General features: G+C 63.2%; 18 protein-coding genes. 9 read left to right on the top strand and 9 right to left on the bottom strand.

From position 1 onward, the window contains the following. The first annotated feature begins 57 nt into the window (after positions 1-57). From CCUG20998_RS17625 to CCUG20998_RS17665, 9 genes are all read left to right on the top strand, one after another. A complete protein-coding gene (locus CCUG20998_RS17625; RefSeq protein WP_020730350.1) occupies positions 58-1704 on the top strand; it encodes an NAD-dependent malic enzyme in 1647 nt (548 codons plus the stop codon). A gap of 307 nt (positions 1705-2011) precedes the next feature. Continuing rightward, entirely contained in the window at positions 2012-2428 is a 417-nt protein-coding gene (locus CCUG20998_RS17630; RefSeq protein ID WP_036456274.1) for a hypothetical protein, read from the top strand. Further along, positions 2425-3357, top strand: a complete 933-nt coding sequence (cysK, locus tag CCUG20998_RS17635; protein WP_012395269.1) for a cysteine synthase A — start codon at positions 2425-2427, stop codon at positions 3355-3357. The genes CCUG20998_RS17630 and cysK overlap by 4 nt, the downstream gene beginning before the upstream one ends. 2 nt (positions 3358-3359) lie before the next feature. After that, positions 3360-4046 carry a serine O-acetyltransferase gene (gene cysE / locus CCUG20998_RS17640; protein WP_015356454.1) on the top strand — a complete coding sequence of 229 codons (687 nt, stop codon included), beginning with the start codon at positions 3360-3362 and terminating at the stop codon, positions 4044-4046. 10 nt (positions 4047-4056) lie between these two features. Then, the gene (locus CCUG20998_RS17645) at positions 4057-4485 is read left to right on the top strand and encodes a thioredoxin family protein (protein WP_020730348.1); all 429 of its coding nucleotides are present in this window, start codon (positions 4057-4059) and stop codon (positions 4483-4485) included. A 27-nt stretch (positions 4486-4512) separates the two neighbouring features. Continuing rightward, positions 4513-4965, top strand: a complete 453-nt coding sequence (locus CCUG20998_RS17650) for a DUF4395 domain-containing protein (RefSeq protein WP_036456272.1) — start codon at positions 4513-4515, stop codon at positions 4963-4965. Positions 4966-5353: 388 nt separating this feature from the next. Continuing rightward, positions 5354-6229, top strand: coding sequence for a tyrosine-type recombinase/integrase (locus CCUG20998_RS17655; RefSeq protein ID WP_103653837.1), 876 nt, complete (start codon positions 5354-5356; stop codon positions 6227-6229). Positions 6230-6383: 154 nt separating this feature from the next. After that, positions 6384-6926 (top strand): DUF732 domain-containing protein, encoded by a 543-nt coding sequence (locus CCUG20998_RS17660; RefSeq protein WP_103653838.1) that lies wholly within the window; start codon positions 6384-6386, stop codon positions 6924-6926. A gap of 538 nt (positions 6927-7464) precedes the next feature. Continuing rightward, positions 7465-7797: a hypothetical protein gene (locus CCUG20998_RS17665; RefSeq protein WP_103653839.1), complete on the top strand. Its 333-nt coding sequence runs from the start codon at positions 7465-7467 to the stop codon at positions 7795-7797. A 14-nt stretch (positions 7798-7811) separates the two neighbouring features. Here CCUG20998_RS17665 and CCUG20998_RS17670 read toward each other — a convergent pair whose 3' ends face one another. From CCUG20998_RS17670 to CCUG20998_RS17705, 9 genes are all read right to left on the bottom strand, one after another. Then, positions 7812-8102 carry a DUF7427 family protein gene (locus CCUG20998_RS17670; RefSeq protein ID WP_181005675.1) on the bottom strand — a complete coding sequence of 97 codons (291 nt, stop codon included), beginning with the start codon at positions 8100-8102 and terminating at the stop codon, positions 7812-7814. A 223-nt stretch (positions 8103-8325) separates the two neighbouring features. After that, positions 8326-8691, bottom strand: a complete 366-nt coding sequence (locus CCUG20998_RS17675; protein WP_103653840.1) for a hypothetical protein — start codon at positions 8689-8691, stop codon at positions 8326-8328. Next, positions 8691-9128 carry a hypothetical protein gene (locus CCUG20998_RS17680; protein ID WP_103654754.1) on the bottom strand — a complete coding sequence of 146 codons (438 nt, stop codon included), beginning with the start codon at positions 9126-9128 and terminating at the stop codon, positions 8691-8693. Before CCUG20998_RS17680 ends, CCUG20998_RS17675 begins: the two co-directional genes overlap by 1 nt. After that, on the bottom strand, positions 9125-10387 hold the full coding sequence (locus CCUG20998_RS17685) for a M15 family metallopeptidase (protein WP_197720194.1): 1263 nt from the start codon (positions 10385-10387) through the stop codon (positions 9125-9127). Before CCUG20998_RS17685 ends, CCUG20998_RS17680 begins: the two co-directional genes overlap by 4 nt. 120 nt (positions 10388-10507) lie before the next feature. After that, entirely contained in the window at positions 10508-10636 is a 129-nt protein-coding gene (locus CCUG20998_RS28980; RefSeq protein ID WP_258036752.1) for a hypothetical protein, read from the bottom strand. 127 nt (positions 10637-10763) lie between these two features. Beyond that, positions 10764-11051 (bottom strand): hypothetical protein, encoded by a 288-nt coding sequence (locus CCUG20998_RS17690; RefSeq protein WP_103653843.1) that lies wholly within the window; start codon positions 11049-11051, stop codon positions 10764-10766. Further along, positions 11051-13102, bottom strand: coding sequence for a DUF7257 domain-containing protein (locus CCUG20998_RS17695; protein ID WP_103653844.1), 2052 nt, complete (start codon positions 13100-13102; stop codon positions 11051-11053). The genes CCUG20998_RS17690 and CCUG20998_RS17695 overlap by 1 nt, the downstream gene beginning before the upstream one ends. Then, positions 13102-13941: a hypothetical protein gene (locus tag CCUG20998_RS17700; protein ID WP_103653845.1), complete on the bottom strand. Its 840-nt coding sequence runs from the start codon at positions 13939-13941 to the stop codon at positions 13102-13104. Before CCUG20998_RS17700 ends, CCUG20998_RS17695 begins: the two co-directional genes overlap by 1 nt. A gap of 14 nt (positions 13942-13955) precedes the next feature. Further along, positions 13956-15683: a hypothetical protein gene (locus CCUG20998_RS17705; RefSeq protein WP_103653846.1), complete on the bottom strand. Its 1728-nt coding sequence runs from the start codon at positions 15681-15683 to the stop codon at positions 13956-13958. Positions 15684-15699: the final 16 nt, after the last annotated feature.

The raw sequence follows: 15699 nt of genomic DNA on the forward strand, positions 1-15699 counted from the left end.
GGCCGCCGCGGGGCGTTACCGTGGCTTAACTCGTCAAGTCACGGATGGAGGCTATCGATGAGCGATGCCCGGGTGCCTCGGTTTCCGGATGCGTTGTCCACACCAAGTCTCAATCGCGGCGTCGGCTTTACCCACGAGCAGCGTCGAGCACTGGGCCTGACCGGACGACTGCCCGCCGCCGTGCTCACCCTGGACCAACAGTCCGAACGCGTATGGCATCAGCTGCAAAGCCTGGCCACTGACCTGGGCCGCAATCTGCTCCTGGAGCAGCTGCACTATCGCCACGAACTGCTGTACTACAAAGTGCTGACCGAGCACCTGGTCGAGCTCATGCCGGTGGTGTACACGCCCACCGTCGGAGAGGCCATCCAACGCTTCTCGGATGAATACCGTGGTCAACGGGGATTGTTTCTGAGCATCGATGAGCCCGATGAGATCGCTGCTGCCTTCGAAACGTTCGGTCTGGGTCCCGACGACGTCGACCTGATCGTCTGCACCGACGCCGAAGCCATCCTTGGCATCGGAGACTGGGGCGTCGGGGGCATCCAGATCGCGGTGGGCAAGTTGGCCCTGTACACCGCGGGCGGCGGCATCGACCCTCGCCGCAGTCTGGCGGTGTCACTCGATGTCGGTACCGACAACGAACAGCTGTTGCAGGACCCGTTCTATCTGGGTAATCGCCATGCCCGGCGCCGCGGCGAGGAATACGACCAGTTCATCAAGCGCTACATCGAGATCGCCCACCGGCTGTTCCCCCGCGCGATGCTGCACTTCGAGGACTTCGGGCCGACCAACGCGCGGATGATCCTGCGGACATACGGTGCGGACTACTGCGTGTTCAACGATGACGTACAGGGCACCGGCGCGGTGGTGGTGGCGGCCATTGACGGCGGATCCCATGTCACCGGAGTCCCGGTGCGCGACAACACGGTGATTGTCTTCGGCGCCGGTACCGCCGGGGTTGGAGTCGCCGACCAGATCCGTGACGCGATGGTCGCCGATGGTGCCACCGTCGAGCAGGCAACGTCGCAGATCTGGGCCGTCGATAAACAAGGGCTGTTGTTCGACGACATGGCTGACCTGCGCGAGTTCCAGGTGCCCTACGCCAAGAACCGGGCCCGGCTAGGCGTCGGCGCCTCGGATCGGGTGGGCCTGGTCGACGCGATCAAGCTCGCCGCACCGACCGTCCTGCTCGGATCCTCGACCGTCTCCGGCGCATTCAACCAAGAGGTGGTCGAGACGATGATGCAATCGTGCGATCGCCCGATGATCTTTCCGCTGTCCAATCCGACCTCGCGGATGGAGGCCATGCCCGCCGACGTGCTGGCGTGGTCGGGAGGAAAGGCGTTGGTTACCACCGGCACCCCGGTCGCACCCGTCGAATACCACGACACCGCCTACACGATCGGCCAAGCCAACAACGTGCTGGTGTTCCCCGGCATCGGGCTGGGCGTGATCGTGGCCGGGGCCCGGTTGTTGACCCAGGGCATGCTGCGAGCGGCAGCGAAAGCCCTTGCGCACCAGGCGAGTCCGACAACGACCGGGGATTCCCTGCTGCCGGATGTCCAGGACCTGCGGGGGATTTCGAGAACGGTCGCGGCGGCCGTGTACCAAGCAGCCGTCGCAGACAACGTGGCCACCAGAATCCATGCTGACGTAGGTCAGGCCATTCGCGAAACCATGTGGCTGCCCGAATACGATTAGTGTCGGCGATCGCGCTACCGCTCCAGACCCGCCCCGCAGCCGGGAACCGGCACGAGCCAGCAGCCAAGCCCACTCGACGAGCATGCCGGGCCCTGCCGTCCGAACAGGCGGAATACCCGCATGCCTTATAGTAGAGCCATGCAACAGGCCGCACAGCTGAGCTTTGTCCTCACGCGCTGCCCCGCCGTGGACTGTTGTTGTTGCTGTTGATTCCTGACGCGTTCTGACCGTCCAGTAATCGTCGCCTCTGTCGCCTCATGGATTGTGACGCAAGCTGACCAAAGTCTTCAGGAAGACCAACCCCGCTATGACTGTGTTATCCGTACCCAACCGCAAAGCCCGGGCGGACCGGACACCGCGCTACCACCATCTGATGAGCCCGGCCGCCGCGCGAGTGGCGGTAAAACCGGGCAACGGCGTTGTCCGGCAGGACATCTCAGCGTTTCCCGCCGTTAACCCGCGCACTTGTACCGGCCCGGACGTCGGCGAACTCGACCAGCCCACCACCGCTTCCGGCTCCGCTTTCTCGGACCAACCACGGGCGCCAATCCCCCTGAGCCTCAGCGGCACTGGCCGCGTCGGGCGCCCCGGTACCGAGGCGGCCGCCGGCGCCACGCACCGACTCCCAGTTTGGCCAACGACTCCTGCTCCCACCACAACCGAGTTCGACCGCACCCGGGTGGCCGCCGCGGGCGACGCCGACACCGATGGAGACTGCCAATGACCATCGCAGAAAACATCACCCAGCTGATTGGGGGTACGCCGCTGGTCCGGTTGCGGCGGGTCACCGACGGCGCAGCGGCCGATGTCGTCGCCAAACTGGAATCGTTCAATCCAGCCGGAAGCATCAAAGACCGCATCGGGGTCGCGATGATCGATGCGGCCGAGAAAGCCGGTCTGATCAAACCCGACACCATCATCCTCGAACCGACCAGCGGCAACACCGGCATCGCGCTGGCCATGGTGTCCGCCGCACGCGGCTACAAGTGCGTGCTGACGATGCCGGACACGATGAGCATCGAGCGGCGCATGCTGTTGCGCGCCTACGGCGCCGAGCTCGTCCTCACCCCCGGCGCGGAGGGCATGGCGGGCGCCATCGCCAAAGCCGAGGAGCTGGCCAAGACCGACGACCGATACTTCATCCCCCAGCAATTCGAAAATCCGGCGAATCCGGCGGTCCACGCCGTCACGACCGCAGAAGAAGTGTGGCGCGACACCGACGGCAAGGTCGACATCTTCGTATCCGGAGTCGGGACGGGCGGCACAATCACCGGAGTTGCCCAGGTCATCAAGCAGCGCAGGCCTTCGGCCCAGTTTGTTGCCGTGGAACCGGCGGCGTCCCCGGTGCTGTCCGGTGGACAGAAGGGACCGCACCCGATCCAGGGCATCGGTGCGGGATTCGTGCCCCCGGTGCTCGACCTCGCCCTGGTCGACGAGGTGATAACCGTCGGCAACGACGATGCGCTCGAGCTGGCCCGACGGATGGCAACCGAAGAAGGACTGCTGGTCGGCATCTCGTCGGGCGCGGCCGTGTGGGCGGCGCGCGAGCTAGCCCACCGGCCGGAGAACGCCGGGAAACTCATCGTCGTCGTCCTACCCGACTTTGGCGAGCGATATCTGAGCACGGTGTTGTTCGCGGATCTGAGCGAGTGACCATGCTGACCCAGATACGACGCGACATCCAGGCCGCCAGACAGCGTGATCCGGCCCGGCCCACCACGCTGGAGGTCATCTTCTGCTACCCGGGCGTGCACGCGGTGTGGGGACACCGGATCAGCCACTGGTTGTGGCGTCGTAACGCCCGTCTGGTGGCGCGCGCGCTGGGCGAGATCAATCGCATCCTGACCGGTGTCGATATCCACCCCGGGGCCGTACTCGGTGGCGGGCTGTTCATCGATCACGCGACCGGGGTTGTCATCGGTGAGACCGCAGAGGTGGGCGACGACGTCACGCTGTACCACGGTGTCACCCTCGGCGGCACCGGCACCGACGTCGGCAAACGCCATCCCACTCTCGGCGACCGAGTGATCATCGGCGCGGGCGCCAAGATCCTGGGCCCGATCAAGATCGGCGACGACAGCCGCGTCGGCGCCAACTCCGTCGTCGTCAAAGAAGTCCCGTCGAGTGCGGTGGTGGTGGGGGTGCCCGGACAGGTCATCAGCCGCCAGGGGCCGTCTGGAGACGACGACTCGCTACTACCCGATCTGGTGGGGGTCAGCCTGCAGTCGCTGCTGACCAGGGTGGCCAGGTTGGAGGCGCAGGTCGACGACCGCCCGCCCAACGCGCGGGTGATCCGGCCGCCGGAGGCCGGGGTGTGGCACGGCGAAGACTTCTCGATCTGAGGATTGGCCGATGAGCACCACTTTGATAGCCGCCTCCGCGATCGTCGCGGCCCTGACCGGGGCATCGGCGATCGGGCTGACGGTCAATCGCCGCGCGGGAGTGTTGCGCGAAACCGGCCCCTCGACCGACCGCGCGCACCAGGACACCTCGGATCTTGGCCTATCTGAAACCGGGCCCACCATCATGCACTTCAGCGCCAACTGGTGTGGGCCCTGCGCCGCGGTGCGCCGCGTGGTCAATCAGGTATGCGAGGAGCTACCCGATGTCGCACACGTGGAGGTCGACATCGACGCGAATCCGGTCGCGGCGAAACGGCTGTCTGTGCTCTCGTTACCCACTACCTTCATCTTCGACACCGACGGGCGGCAGCGATACCGCACCGCGGGTGTCCCGAAGGTAGCTGACCTGCGGGCAACGCTGATCCCCTTGCTCAGCTAACCGCCACCGTCGGACAGGAGCGGCCAGATGCCCAGCCATCCAAGTCAAGTGGATGTACGAGGCCCGCGATTTGCCGCGTGGATCACCACGATGGTCCTGATCCTCACCCTGGTCGTCTCCATCGCCAGCCCCCGGGCCGCAGCGGTGATCCTGGGCGTCCAGACCATGATCTTCGCCGTCACCGCGCTGCGGGGTCCACGGCGCAGCCCCTATGGATTCCTGTTCGCCAAACTCGCCGCTGCGCGACTTGGACCGGCGCGGGAACTCGAACCGGTGCCGCCACTGCGGTTCGCCCAATTGGTCGGACTGGTTTTCGCCGCCGCCGGCGTCGTCGGTTTTGCCCTCGGGGTACCGCTGTGGGGCGTCGTCGCGACCTCGTTGGCGTTGTTCGCGGCCTTCCTCAACGCGGCATTCGGTATCTGCCTGGGCTGCCAGCTCTACCCACTGGTCGCCCGCCTTCGCCGGGCACCCATTACCTGAACGGTGATTCTCGCAGCGGGTTAACGGGTAGCGGCGATGTCCGCGGAATGCCGGTCAATCGATCAAGCGACCCGTCTAACTATCTTGGCTCCCCCGGGAGGACTCGAACCTCCAACCCTTCGCTCTAAGGTTTGTTGCGTGAGCTCAGATATCATTTGCCAGTTTGCTGGATAGTTCACAGTTGGCGCTAATTCCGTCCATGGGATTGGCGAAACCGCTGGTCTTGAGGGAGGTTGCCGAGGGCAACAGTTAGACAACTGAAGGTATTAAATTACTAGCCTGTAATCCCCAGATTAGAGGTCTGGTCGCTTGTTGCCCAAACACCGCGGTTCTATCGTCAACTTGGGTTAACGCCGCGTTAATTTCTGATAGGAGGTTTAGCGCCGCCATGAGCCTCACACACGCTCTTTCATTCTCCCTGCCGGACGCGTGGGACACGGCCATTGATGGCTGGTTGACATGGCTGATCGCCGCCGGAACGTCACCGGCGACGAGGCGCACGCGGCGTGCCCATATTCGTTCTGTTGCACGCGAACTCGCAACAGACACACCCGCTGACGTCACCGCTCTACACCTGCTCGCCATCCTGGGCAGGCCCGAGTCCTCGACTGAATACCGGCGCAGCCTGCGGGCCAGCCTCGCATCGTTCTACCGCTGGTGTCTCGACAACAAGATCGTCAGCGACGACCCGACAACCGGCCTGCCGGTTGTCAGGGCCGCCGCCAGCGCCCCGCGGCCGGCGACCGACGAAATTTGGTGCCACATATTAGAAAGCGCCGATTCCCGTACGCTACTCATGGCCCGCCTCGCCTGCGAAGCAGGCCTGCGGCGCGCCGAGGTGGCCCAGGTGCACACCAATGACCTGATCCAGGCCAACGGCGGCGCCCAGCTCATCGTCCACGGCAAGGGTGGAAAACAGCGGGTGGTACCGATTACCCCCTCTCTCGCGGCCGGCATCACGAGTGCCTGTCCGACGGGTGGATTTCTCTTTCCCGGCAAGATCAACGGCCATATCAGCCCCGACCGTGTCGGGCACCTCGTGAGCAAGGCAATGCCGGCGGGCTGGTCGATGCATAAGCTCAGGCATCGGTATGCGACGCGAGGCTATGCGGGTACAAGGAACCTCCGCGCCGTCCAGGAGGCGCTCGGGCACGCCAGTGTGGCCACGACTCAGCGGTACACCGCGGTCGCAGCAGACGAGATCAGGTCGGTGAGTGAAGCAGCGGCGTGGCATCATCCATTGGGGAGGGTTTCGTCACTGTGACACCCGAGAGCCAGAAACCGGCGTAACGTGTTGTCGTGCCGGGGGCACAGGTAGAACTACATATTGCACGAACGGGTGGACCCTACGGTGGACCCTACGTGGGGCGCGGGTGAGGCGTTGCCCGTACCCACGCAGTCGCCTTAAGCTATTGCTCATGGCCGACCAAGATGCGGCAAGCGATACTTCCGCAGCGTGCGGTGAAGATTACGAGACGGCGATTGTGCCGGACGTGACGCGCACCGATGCAATTGGATTGGCATGGTCTGACGAGGTCGAACCGTTGGCCGAATCATCTGGACGCCGACAGGGGTTAATGGTGACCGTTGCGGCTCTTATTGTGTTTGCAGTTGCAGCGGGGATTTTTGGGTATGTTTCCCTGGGTGGACACGGGTCGCCGCCAAGCGTTGGCCGGGATCGTGTCGACTCGCCGACGCCGGTAACGCCAGCGCGGGTGGATGACGATCGCTACCTGAGTAGAATCGGGAATAGCGGGATGGGAATCGTCATCCGTAATCGGGAGCAGGCCATAGCGGCGGCCCATGTGTATTGTGGCGCCTTGGCCAACGGGGCCTCGCTGGCCGATGTTATCCAGACGATTATGCGTGCGAATGACCTTGGGGAGTTCAAGTCCAGGTTTATTCTTGGTGCGACGATAGACGTGTACTGTCCCCAGTATGTCGGTGTCCTTCAGAAATAGGAAGGTGCCGGATGAGCGTCGAGGATTCGTGGGAGGCGCGCATGGCCGGTCGCGCACGCGAGCGCCGGGCACAAGACGATGCGGCCCATACGCCTGGCCGCCGATGAGGCCGCGCGCGCGGCTTTTGAGTCAACGGCGCAGCGACCATGGCTCAATGGTTGGACACGTGAAAGCGTGAACACGGTGCGGATGGGCACCGGCATGCATTGCGTGTGCTGCGGCCGATGCACCGGCGTGGTGTGCACAGCAGTGATGTCCGACTGGGAACCGCCAGGACCGAAGCCAGTGTGGCCATTCGAGCCAACAGACTGCCCACTATGCACCGGGAGGATTGATGACGCGCGACGAGGCCATTGAGCACGTTTGGCAGTTATCTAGGTCGGTCGCGGGCGAATTCTGCTGCGGCAATAAGGAACGCGAGGAATTGGAACGGGAGACTAGCGAGGCGTTGGCCGCGCTAATGGGCCCGGAAACGCCGGAAGCCCCCCGGCTGACCTGTTGAGGCCGCCGGGGGCGGAGAAAAAACTAAGGAGAGGCAATGCCTGATCCGAACTTCGAGACCGTGCCAGATATCAGCTTCATCGCGGACGTGGTGGCCACCGGGGGTGGCGTCGACTTCGTTGGACAGATGACGACCGACGGGAAGACCCGCGGCGCGCGCCTACGAAACGACACCCGCTGTGTGACGTGCGGTCGGGGATTCGCCAAGGGCGACTACGCCGAGATCCGGCTGGCGCCCAATTGGGATGATGCGACGTTTGCGCACCACGGTTGCGGGTTTCCTCCCCCGCCGATCGAGCCGACGGGGAGGGGCTTCGGATTTGGGGTGCGCAACGATGGGGCGCCGATCAACCTGAGTCATCACATCTAGCGGTGCATCCTGGCCTAAACGTTCCATCCCGCCGATAAGAGCCCCTGGGCTTTCCGCAAGGTAGGCGGGATGGTCGCTTTTATTCGCCTGAGCCCAACAAACATCCAATGCACGATGTCGACCCGTTCGGGCAGCTTATTCGCCACATGCAGGTACAGCACCAGCAAGCCCACTTCGGTCGCCGCGCGCCGACGAATCAGATAGTCGTCGCAGGCCTCGGATATCGTCTGCCCCGGCGGCGCCAGGAAATCCCACACACCCACGCCGGCGGCCAGCGCCAGGCAGGCATAGTCGCGGGGCTGCATCAGGGCCCCGAGTCGGCGAGGTAGTCACCGCAGCCGCAGCGACATCCGAGTCGGTCATAAGTCGCGCCTGGACGGGTGGTTGAGATGCAATTGACCAGACCGGCCGGGATCGGATACAGCGGCGCCCGGGGTTTCAGCGGCACCGACATGACGACCGGCTGATGATCGGCATGCGGGCAGCCACAGACGCAATCCGGCTCGATGGCGCCGGCGAAGGCAATTATCAACCTAGAAAATTGGGCCACAGCCTTGGCCTCCTGCGCTTGAGCTGGTCGACGTCGCTACGCAGCTCCCCTATCGCACGATCAGTGCGTTCGGAGTGGCTACTGTGCTTCTGGTCGATCTGCGTGAGGAGCCCGTGCATTACGTCGAGCTGATCGCGCAAGTTTTTGTCGCCGTGCTGGTTGGTTACCTGGCGATCGACCTTCTCGGCGACGCCGCGGACGCTGGCGATTTCGGCGCGCTGCTTGAGATAGATACCGACCAGAACGCCGAGGGTGGTGACAAGGGAAATAGCGACCGCTGTCCAACTCTCACCACTGGGCGCCGCCGCCTCGGTGGCGACATGCCCAACGGTGCCGACCGGCATCACTTCGCCTCACCACCCGGCTGGGTTGCTGTGATCACCGCATCCAACACCTGCTGACCAAGCTGTCCCATCGGACGTTGCCACACCGCATCAGCCACCACAGCCGGCGGCACCGGGAGTACGGCGCCCAGATTGCCCACCGCGTCCTTGACCCGCTGAATGCTGTCAACGGCCTGCTGGGTCAGCTTCTCGTGCGCCTCGGAAGTTTTGGCCACCACATCCTGCACGGATGCGACGGCCTTGTCGTTGGCCGTGGGTTTCTTCGCTGGCGTGAGCAGTGCGCCGGCCGACATAAGCCCAGTGCCTACCAGGGTCAGCCACTGCCCGAGGTCGAGCGCCGCCAGGTCCGCCCCCTGTCCGCCGGTGGCGGCGGCGCCGGCCGCGCCGAGCACCCCGGCCACCGCGGCGCGAATCAGTGTTCCCATATCGTATTTCACTGTCCGGCTCCGTTCTGCGCGAGGAACGCGCGCATCATGTCGGGGTGGGACTCGCTGAGTTCGGCGATCAGATTGCGGGCCCGGGCGACGACGTTGGAATCGGTGTCGACCCCCTGACCGTTGGCGGTGCGCGCCACCCGCGCGATTTCCGCGAAGTCCCCCAACCGGGCGGCAGCCTCGACATAGAGCGGGTGAACCATGCCGTCGATGTTTCGGACCAGTTGACCGACCGTCCATCGCGCCCCCTCACCAGGCGTGGCGTAAATCGACTGCGACGCATAAAGTTTGGTATTGCTCAACTCGTCATCCCCTTCCGTCAATGCCAGTAACCGATCCCCCATGCCAAGGGCACGGTTGTAGCGTTCCCGGCGGTCAGCCAACCCGTTGGTGCCGCCGTTGATGCGCCGCGTCACCGTCTCCAGGTCGCGGCGGTCGGCCAGCGCGTTGATGTCCGGGCGGGCCACCACCCAATACCAGGCCGCCCCCAAGCCCGCATACTCGTCGGCCGCCAACCGTTCCGGGTGATCAACGAAATAGGTCGAGGTCGGGACTAGGCCCTTACTGTGCGCCCATAGTGATAGCCGGGTGTAGTTCGATCGGCCGGTGATCTGGATCCAGGAACGGCCCTTGAACCGGACGCCGTCCCCGGGCTGCGTGTTACCCAGGTCGGCCCGGCCTTCGTAGGCGGCCCCGCTGGCGATCTCCTCGGTGTAGTAAAGGCCGCCGGACTCGTGCCCGATCTGCGCGCACCACATGGCGATCCGGTCGACCGTGGCGCATTCGCAGGCCCGCAGCGACTCGACCACCGCGGGCAGCAGCTGGCCGTATCGCTCGAGGCTGAGCCTGGCGCCCATGACCTCCGATAGCACCTGGACGGAGTCGGCGCTGCCCGGCGATTCCGTTCGGCGGAAAGTCGAGAATCCATCGGCCCGAATCTTTCGCGCTATGAAATCCCCCACCTTGGCGTTGCCGAAAGTGTCATACCCCATTTGCCAATGCATTTCGTCTATTGGGTCGGTCCAGTCGCCGCCCCAATAGATCGTGCCCTCATAGAAGCTCAGTAGTTCACGGATTGTGCCCATCTGATCTGGGGTGAAAGTTCCGCGGACCTTGAAAGGGTGAGTATTCCAGTTCAGGTCCATCGCTGTGCCGTTGAGATGGTTGGACGTGGGCACCGAGTTCGTTGGAGTCCACGAGGCTGAATCCGGGTCACGCAACGGCTCAACGTAGGTGTTGAAGTCAGCCGCGAATGCCCGCATGATCACCAAAGGCCATCCCTTGAGAAGCTGAAGGGTGACATCGGCACCCGGAATGCCTACCCACTCAGTCGCGGATGGATCGGCCTTCGCGGGCTCCCAACCGTTTTCGCTGGGCAAGGCCTACACTCCAAGCGCCCCGGCGAGCTGCGCCACCAGCCAGTTGTCCACCTCACCCGGAATCAGGTCGGGGTGAGATTGCAGGTATTTGATGACCAGCTTCAAAACGAACTTCAGGACGCGTGCTCTCATCGTTTTGCCCTTTCTCTCTTGGCGTTGGCTAGGCGTGAAATGGCTTGCAGGAGTGCGCGTGTGGCGCGTTCGCGGAGCGTTAGGCGGCCGATGATGCAGCCGCAAAACGGGCAGAAACTCGGACTAGTCATTGTCCTAGTCCGAGTAGCGCGGCGATCTGGTTTCTGGTGCCGTCGATGGTGAGCCAGCCGACGCCTTCGACTTGGATGTTGACGCCGTCGCCGAATACGGGATCATCGTTTTCGTCGTAGCCGGTGATGTTGTCGGTGACGGCGGTGACGTGTGAGACGGCTGCGGCGAAGACACCGCCGCGGCTCACCCACCCGCCGGCATAGGTGTTGACCAGCCCGCTTGGTGGTGCGAGTGGTGTTGTGATCACCCAGGTTCCGGCCTGGTTGGTGTAGGGTGCGGCCATTAGGAGACTCCGTCTAGCGATCGTAAGCGTAGATAGTTGGTGTATCCGGTGTTGGCGTTGAAGACACCGACCCCGATTTGGTCTGGTGTGCAGAAGTCGGTACGGCCGCCTGAATAAAGCGTTTGGTAGTCAACGCCATTGTGGGAGTACTCAATGAAGCGGGTGGTGCCGTTGTCGCGAAATTGCACCCAGTTCGGGATACCGCCCGAAAGGAACTGCACGTAGCGGGACTTGTAGGCGGCCGAGAATGTGCTCGTGTTAGTCCACTTTGCGGCGCGCAGTAAAGCGCCGGAGCCGAATGCGCTGCTAGATACGACGAGTTCGAGTGTCACGAATTTACCGCTCGACGATTCGCGCAGGACTATTCCCATGGCCCACGCATCGGTGCTGGCCGCGTCCATCGCCGTCAACTCCACATTGAATCTGGCAGTGTAGTTTGAACTCGGCGTGAGGGTTCGGACTTGCAGGTGGTAAGAACCGGTGCCATCGGAAGGCGCGGTGAACAGCATGGCGTCTTTGTTCGCGGCCCAGGTTGTTGATCCAGCGTTGACCGCCGACCAACCCGACGACGGCGGCGCGGTGAAGTACCCGAGCGGCCCCCCCCAGACGCGCCGCCAGTCCGTTCCGTCGTCGAGCAGGGTAAGCCCGACATCCTCGCACCAGTAGGTGCGGCCAGCGTTGCCCGCGGCGGGCAGGCTGGCGAAATCGAAAGCGCCGGGACCGTTATCGGCGATCGTGATCGAATCCAGCGTTGGCGGATAAGCCTGATCTGACTCGGCAGAATTCAGTGCCGCCTGCACGCCAAAACCCCAACTAAGATTGCTGGACCCCAGCGCCGCATATGTTGTACTGCTGTCATCCCAGGACAAAACCGTTGTCCCGCCACGCTTCAGCCTGAATTGTCGCTCACCAACATCGGGATCGCCAGCCCACAAAGAAAACGTTTCCCCAGCACCAACATATGTCCCAAGGCTTACCGGACTTCCGATATACGTTTCGCTGCCACCGTTTTTATACCCGAACTGACAAAAGCGCTCCTGGGGCATTACCGTCTTGATTTCGGCAAAGACATACTCTGATTGATCATCGCTCACCCTGGCGTAGAGTCGTAACCAGAGCGAATCTCCACCAGATTTTGGCAACCCTCCCGAAAATCCAACGGTCCAAACAATCTTCTGATAATTCGTCTGCGTGTACTGGTCGTCGGTGGCGGTGCGACGACAGAACACCGACCTGGTTACCGGATCACCAATCACCCAGGCGGCCCGATGCCCGTCAGCGATGGCGATATAGCCATCCGAGCTGTCGCCACCCGAGTAGGTTTCCGTCCAATACCCAGTGCCGCCAAGGGAGCTCGCCTCAACCCTCTCGAAATCATCTCCACCAAACACGCCGCTCGCCCCCGATGCTGCTGCCGCAGCCTGCAACTGCGCGACCGCTGTTGAGATGCCGACAATCACCTCACGCTGCGACGCCATCGCCGACGACACTGCCGAGGTCTGCGCAGTCGATGCGCTCCCCCCGTTAATCCCGTTCAGGAACCCGGCGAACGCGCCCTCCCACGCCTGCCCAAAAGTCGTCACCGCCGAAGTCGCACCACCAATGACGTTGTCCACCACGTCATCGAGACCGTCCACCGCGCCGGCAAGCGCGGCACCCACCTGCGCCGCCGTCGAAACGGCCGCGCTAGAGATGATGGCTGCCACGTCCGTAACCGCGTTCTGCGCGTTGGTGATTCCAGCGCTCACCGCGGTCACTACCCCGCTGATATCCCCGGCGCTGAGCCCGGATATCAGCGAGTTGAACTTGGATTGCGCATCCTCGATCAGCTCGCCGATCTGGATGAGCGCCTCAACCGGGTTGAACCCGAAAATCTCGATGGCCCCCAGCGCAACCGCGACCTGACGCAGGAACTCATTGACCAGCGCCGGGACGATCTGCTGTAGCTGCGCCCAACTGAACGGCAGCGTCGGCTGCCACGACGGCGCCGGCAGATTGTGGACCGGGTAGTTGGGAATCGCGGTGGCCCAGGTGGGCGGCTGCTCAGTCATCAGACGGGCACCGCCAGGACGCCGACACGGGTGGTCGTGGAGCTCGTGGTGTAATCGTCAGCACCGCCCTGTTTTTCGACCCGGAAATAGACGTTGGTCGTGTTCGTGGCTGTCAGCAGCTCGTAATCGAATTCATTGGTGGGCAACGCCGGAACCAGGATGAGCCGGTCCTTGGCTCCACCCAGGCCGGGGCAGCGGCCGATAATGTCGCCGGTACTTGCGTCGCCGATGCGGGCCAGCAGATCGACCGTGACATCCGATCCCGTGTTGCCCGTGACGATGGTGTAGGCAAACGGAATCAAGCGCCGGTCATAGGTCTTGGCGTCGATCGCCACGGTCGCCAGCGTGTTGTTGGCCGTCGCAGCGCCCGTGTTACTGATCGTGGTCGGCCGGTAGACCTGACAGACCTTCTGGTCGATCGCCTCGAAGTCCGTGGCGCCCGAGTTGACCGCGAGTATCTGAGTGGCCGCCGCCGTGTAGTCGGTGGGGTCCAGCACGGTGTTGCCGTCGTCGCCCTTCGCGCCCTTGTGCAGCGCGAGATTGAGCTGGTACACACCAGGGGTGTCATCGTCGGGCGGAGTGATCTCGGTCCACGAGGCGGAATCCGCTGTGGCGTCCGTGGGCTCCAACGCGGTGAAGCTGATCGTGGTGTCAATCTCCGCGTGCTTACCGGGCGCCCCCTGCACCAGCGGTCCCACGGTGCCGATCCCACCGTCGGGTGTGCCGACGAAAAAATAGACGCCGGCATTCGGATCGGACTCCTTGGCGATGAGAGACAGGGTGGAGACCTGCCAGTACTCCTTGCCGCCGAAGGTGATAGTCGGCCATGGTGAAGTCAACTGCGTTCTCCTGCCTACGAATTAGGGGTGAGCATGATGACGTTGGCGATCTCCTGAAGTCCGGTCACCAACATCTGCAGGCGCGGTATCGGTGGCAATTCGCCGCGGCCGTCGCCGATCTGCAAGAACAGGTCGCGCTCGGTGGCGCTGAACTTCCAGAAGATGAGCTCGAGATAGTCAGTAAACAACCGCTGCGCTCCGGTGGCCGAGCTGTAGACCAGAGACATGAGGCCGCCGCGAGCGATGTCACGACCCAGGGCGATCACTTCGCCATGGCGCACAACCAACTGCCCCGCCGTGTAGCCCCGGCTATCCCAAAACGCGATGATGAACGAAAATAGGGCCTCGATATTGTAGGGGGCCGAATTCGTTGCAGTGAATACCTCTATGCCCGGATGGTATGGTCCGACATCGGCGCGGCGGCCATATAATTGGATGACCTGGAAGGCCATTATGCTGTCGTTGAGAAACCCCGAAAGCAGGTCCGATGGAATTCCGGTCAGACCCACCAAAATCATAACCGCGTCGATGATCCAGCTCAGAAAGGCATTGATCAAATCATTGAGCCACCGGGGGCTCTTTCCGCCGACGATATGATTCCATCCCATCGGTGTGTGCTGGGAAACTTTCATCTTGACGATGGGTGAGCGCGGATCCTCCGCGCCCGGCCGGGGTGCGACCACAGCAATCAGCGGGCGCCCGAAATTCAGGCCAACCTGAGGAACGATGTACACGCCCTCGGGCGCGTAGTACCCCTGGGGATTGAGGATCGGGGCCAGCAGGTTGCCCAACAGTGAGCCCTGGATATCGACGGCCGTGCGCAGCGCCGAATCCAGGATCGTCTTGGTCGGCCCCTCAACCTGCGATCGGTCCTTGACCGTCACGACATAGGTGACCTGCGTCAGGTTCGCCCACCGATCCGGCTGTGGCATCCCCGGCCGCCACAGATCAACCCGCACGTCCACGCCGTAGGGCCGCGTAATTTCGGTGATGACCGTCCCGCACGACTCCATGCGCACGGTCTTGGCGTAGAGCGGGCTGGTATCTAGGAATGGGTTGGTCCTGACCACGTACAGTGGCGTTTTCAACGCGGTGAAGATGTTGCCGTTGGACTGCAGCAGCGTGCCGATCCACGCCCGCAAGTCCGGGTTGAGAGACAGGGCGTTGTTCAGAAATTCGTTGATTCCTGACTGAATGCGTATTGCGCATTCGCTGATCATATTCTCGATGACCGTGACCAGCGGACCGAAGAATACGGCGTGCGAAAATGGCTGGAACTGGATTGGCATCCACCACACCGGCCAGATTTGCAGGTAATTGAGAATATCCCAGATTCCCCGGCAATTCAGGGTCGAGGTGTAGGCGCCCTTCTCATATTCCCAGTCGTGAGATTTAACGTAGAACGGGAAGACAAGGCCGCCGACTTCCATTTCCACGCCGACCATTGTTTGCTCGCAGCCGTAGAAATGCTCGACCAGATCCGATTCGCCCTTGACCTTGATGGTCGCCGTCGGCACGTTATTGCGCGGGTCGGCCCCGGAGTTCTCCATCAGGTCGCCGCCGATGGGGCCGACGCGGTTCCAGAGACGGTCGCTGACGTAGTGCACAGGCTCGATCGACACCGCAGCGCGGATCTCGGCCAGCTTGTCGGCTGCCGCCGCACGTTGCTCGAGCGTGCCGTAGGTGAGCTGGTGGTTGAGTTCGGCCAGCTCGGCGCTGGTAGGGGGCTCGGGGGCGGTCACGCCTGATCCGCGCAGC

Origin of the sequence: Mycobacterium marinum (assembly GCF_003391395.1) — a bacterium.
Lineage (GTDB): Bacteria > Actinomycetota > Actinomycetes > Mycobacteriales > Mycobacteriaceae > Mycobacterium > Mycobacterium marinum.

Bases quoted from the DNA above. Each gene is read 5' to 3' on its own strand.
- CCUG20998_RS17665 (WP_103653839.1), top strand. From the start codon at position 7,465: ATGCCTGATCCGAACTTCGAGACCGTGCCAGATATCAGCTTCATCGCG.
- CCUG20998_RS17645 (WP_020730348.1), top strand. From the start codon at position 4,057: ATGAGCACCACTTTGATAGCCGCCTCCGCGATCGTCGCGGCCCTGACC.
- CCUG20998_RS17695 (WP_103653844.1), bottom strand. From the start codon at position 13,102: ATGACTGAGCAGCCGCCCACCTGGGCCACCGCGATTCCCAACTACCCG.
- CCUG20998_RS17660 (WP_103653838.1), top strand. From the start codon at position 6,384: ATGGCCGACCAAGATGCGGCAAGCGATACTTCCGCAGCGTGCGGTGAA.
- CCUG20998_RS17625 (WP_020730350.1), top strand. From the start codon at position 58: ATGAGCGATGCCCGGGTGCCTCGGTTTCCGGATGCGTTGTCCACACCA.
- CCUG20998_RS28980 (WP_258036752.1), bottom strand. From the start codon at position 10,636: ATGAGAGCACGCGTCCTGAAGTTCGTTTTGAAGCTGGTCATCAAATAC.
- CCUG20998_RS17675 (WP_103653840.1), bottom strand. From the start codon at position 8,691: ATGCCGGTCGGCACCGTTGGGCATGTCGCCACCGAGGCGGCGGCGCCC.
- CCUG20998_RS17670 (WP_181005675.1), bottom strand. From the start codon at position 8,102: ATGCAGCCCCGCGACTATGCCTGCCTGGCGCTGGCCGCCGGCGTGGGT.
- CCUG20998_RS17690 (WP_103653843.1), bottom strand. From the start codon at position 11,051: ATGGCCGCACCCTACACCAACCAGGCCGGAACCTGGGTGATCACAACA.
- cysE (WP_015356454.1), top strand. From the start codon at position 3,360: ATGCTGACCCAGATACGACGCGACATCCAGGCCGCCAGACAGCGTGAT.
- CCUG20998_RS17650 (WP_036456272.1), top strand. From the start codon at position 4,513: ATGCCCAGCCATCCAAGTCAAGTGGATGTACGAGGCCCGCGATTTGCC.
- CCUG20998_RS17655 (WP_103653837.1), top strand. From the start codon at position 5,354: ATGAGCCTCACACACGCTCTTTCATTCTCCCTGCCGGACGCGTGGGAC.
- cysK (WP_012395269.1), top strand. From the start codon at position 2,425: ATGACCATCGCAGAAAACATCACCCAGCTGATTGGGGGTACGCCGCTG.
- CCUG20998_RS17630 (WP_036456274.1), top strand. From the start codon at position 2,012: ATGACTGTGTTATCCGTACCCAACCGCAAAGCCCGGGCGGACCGGACA.
- CCUG20998_RS17685 (WP_197720194.1), bottom strand. From the start codon at position 10,387: ATGCGGGCATTCGCGGCTGACTTCAACACCTACGTTGAGCCGTTGCGT.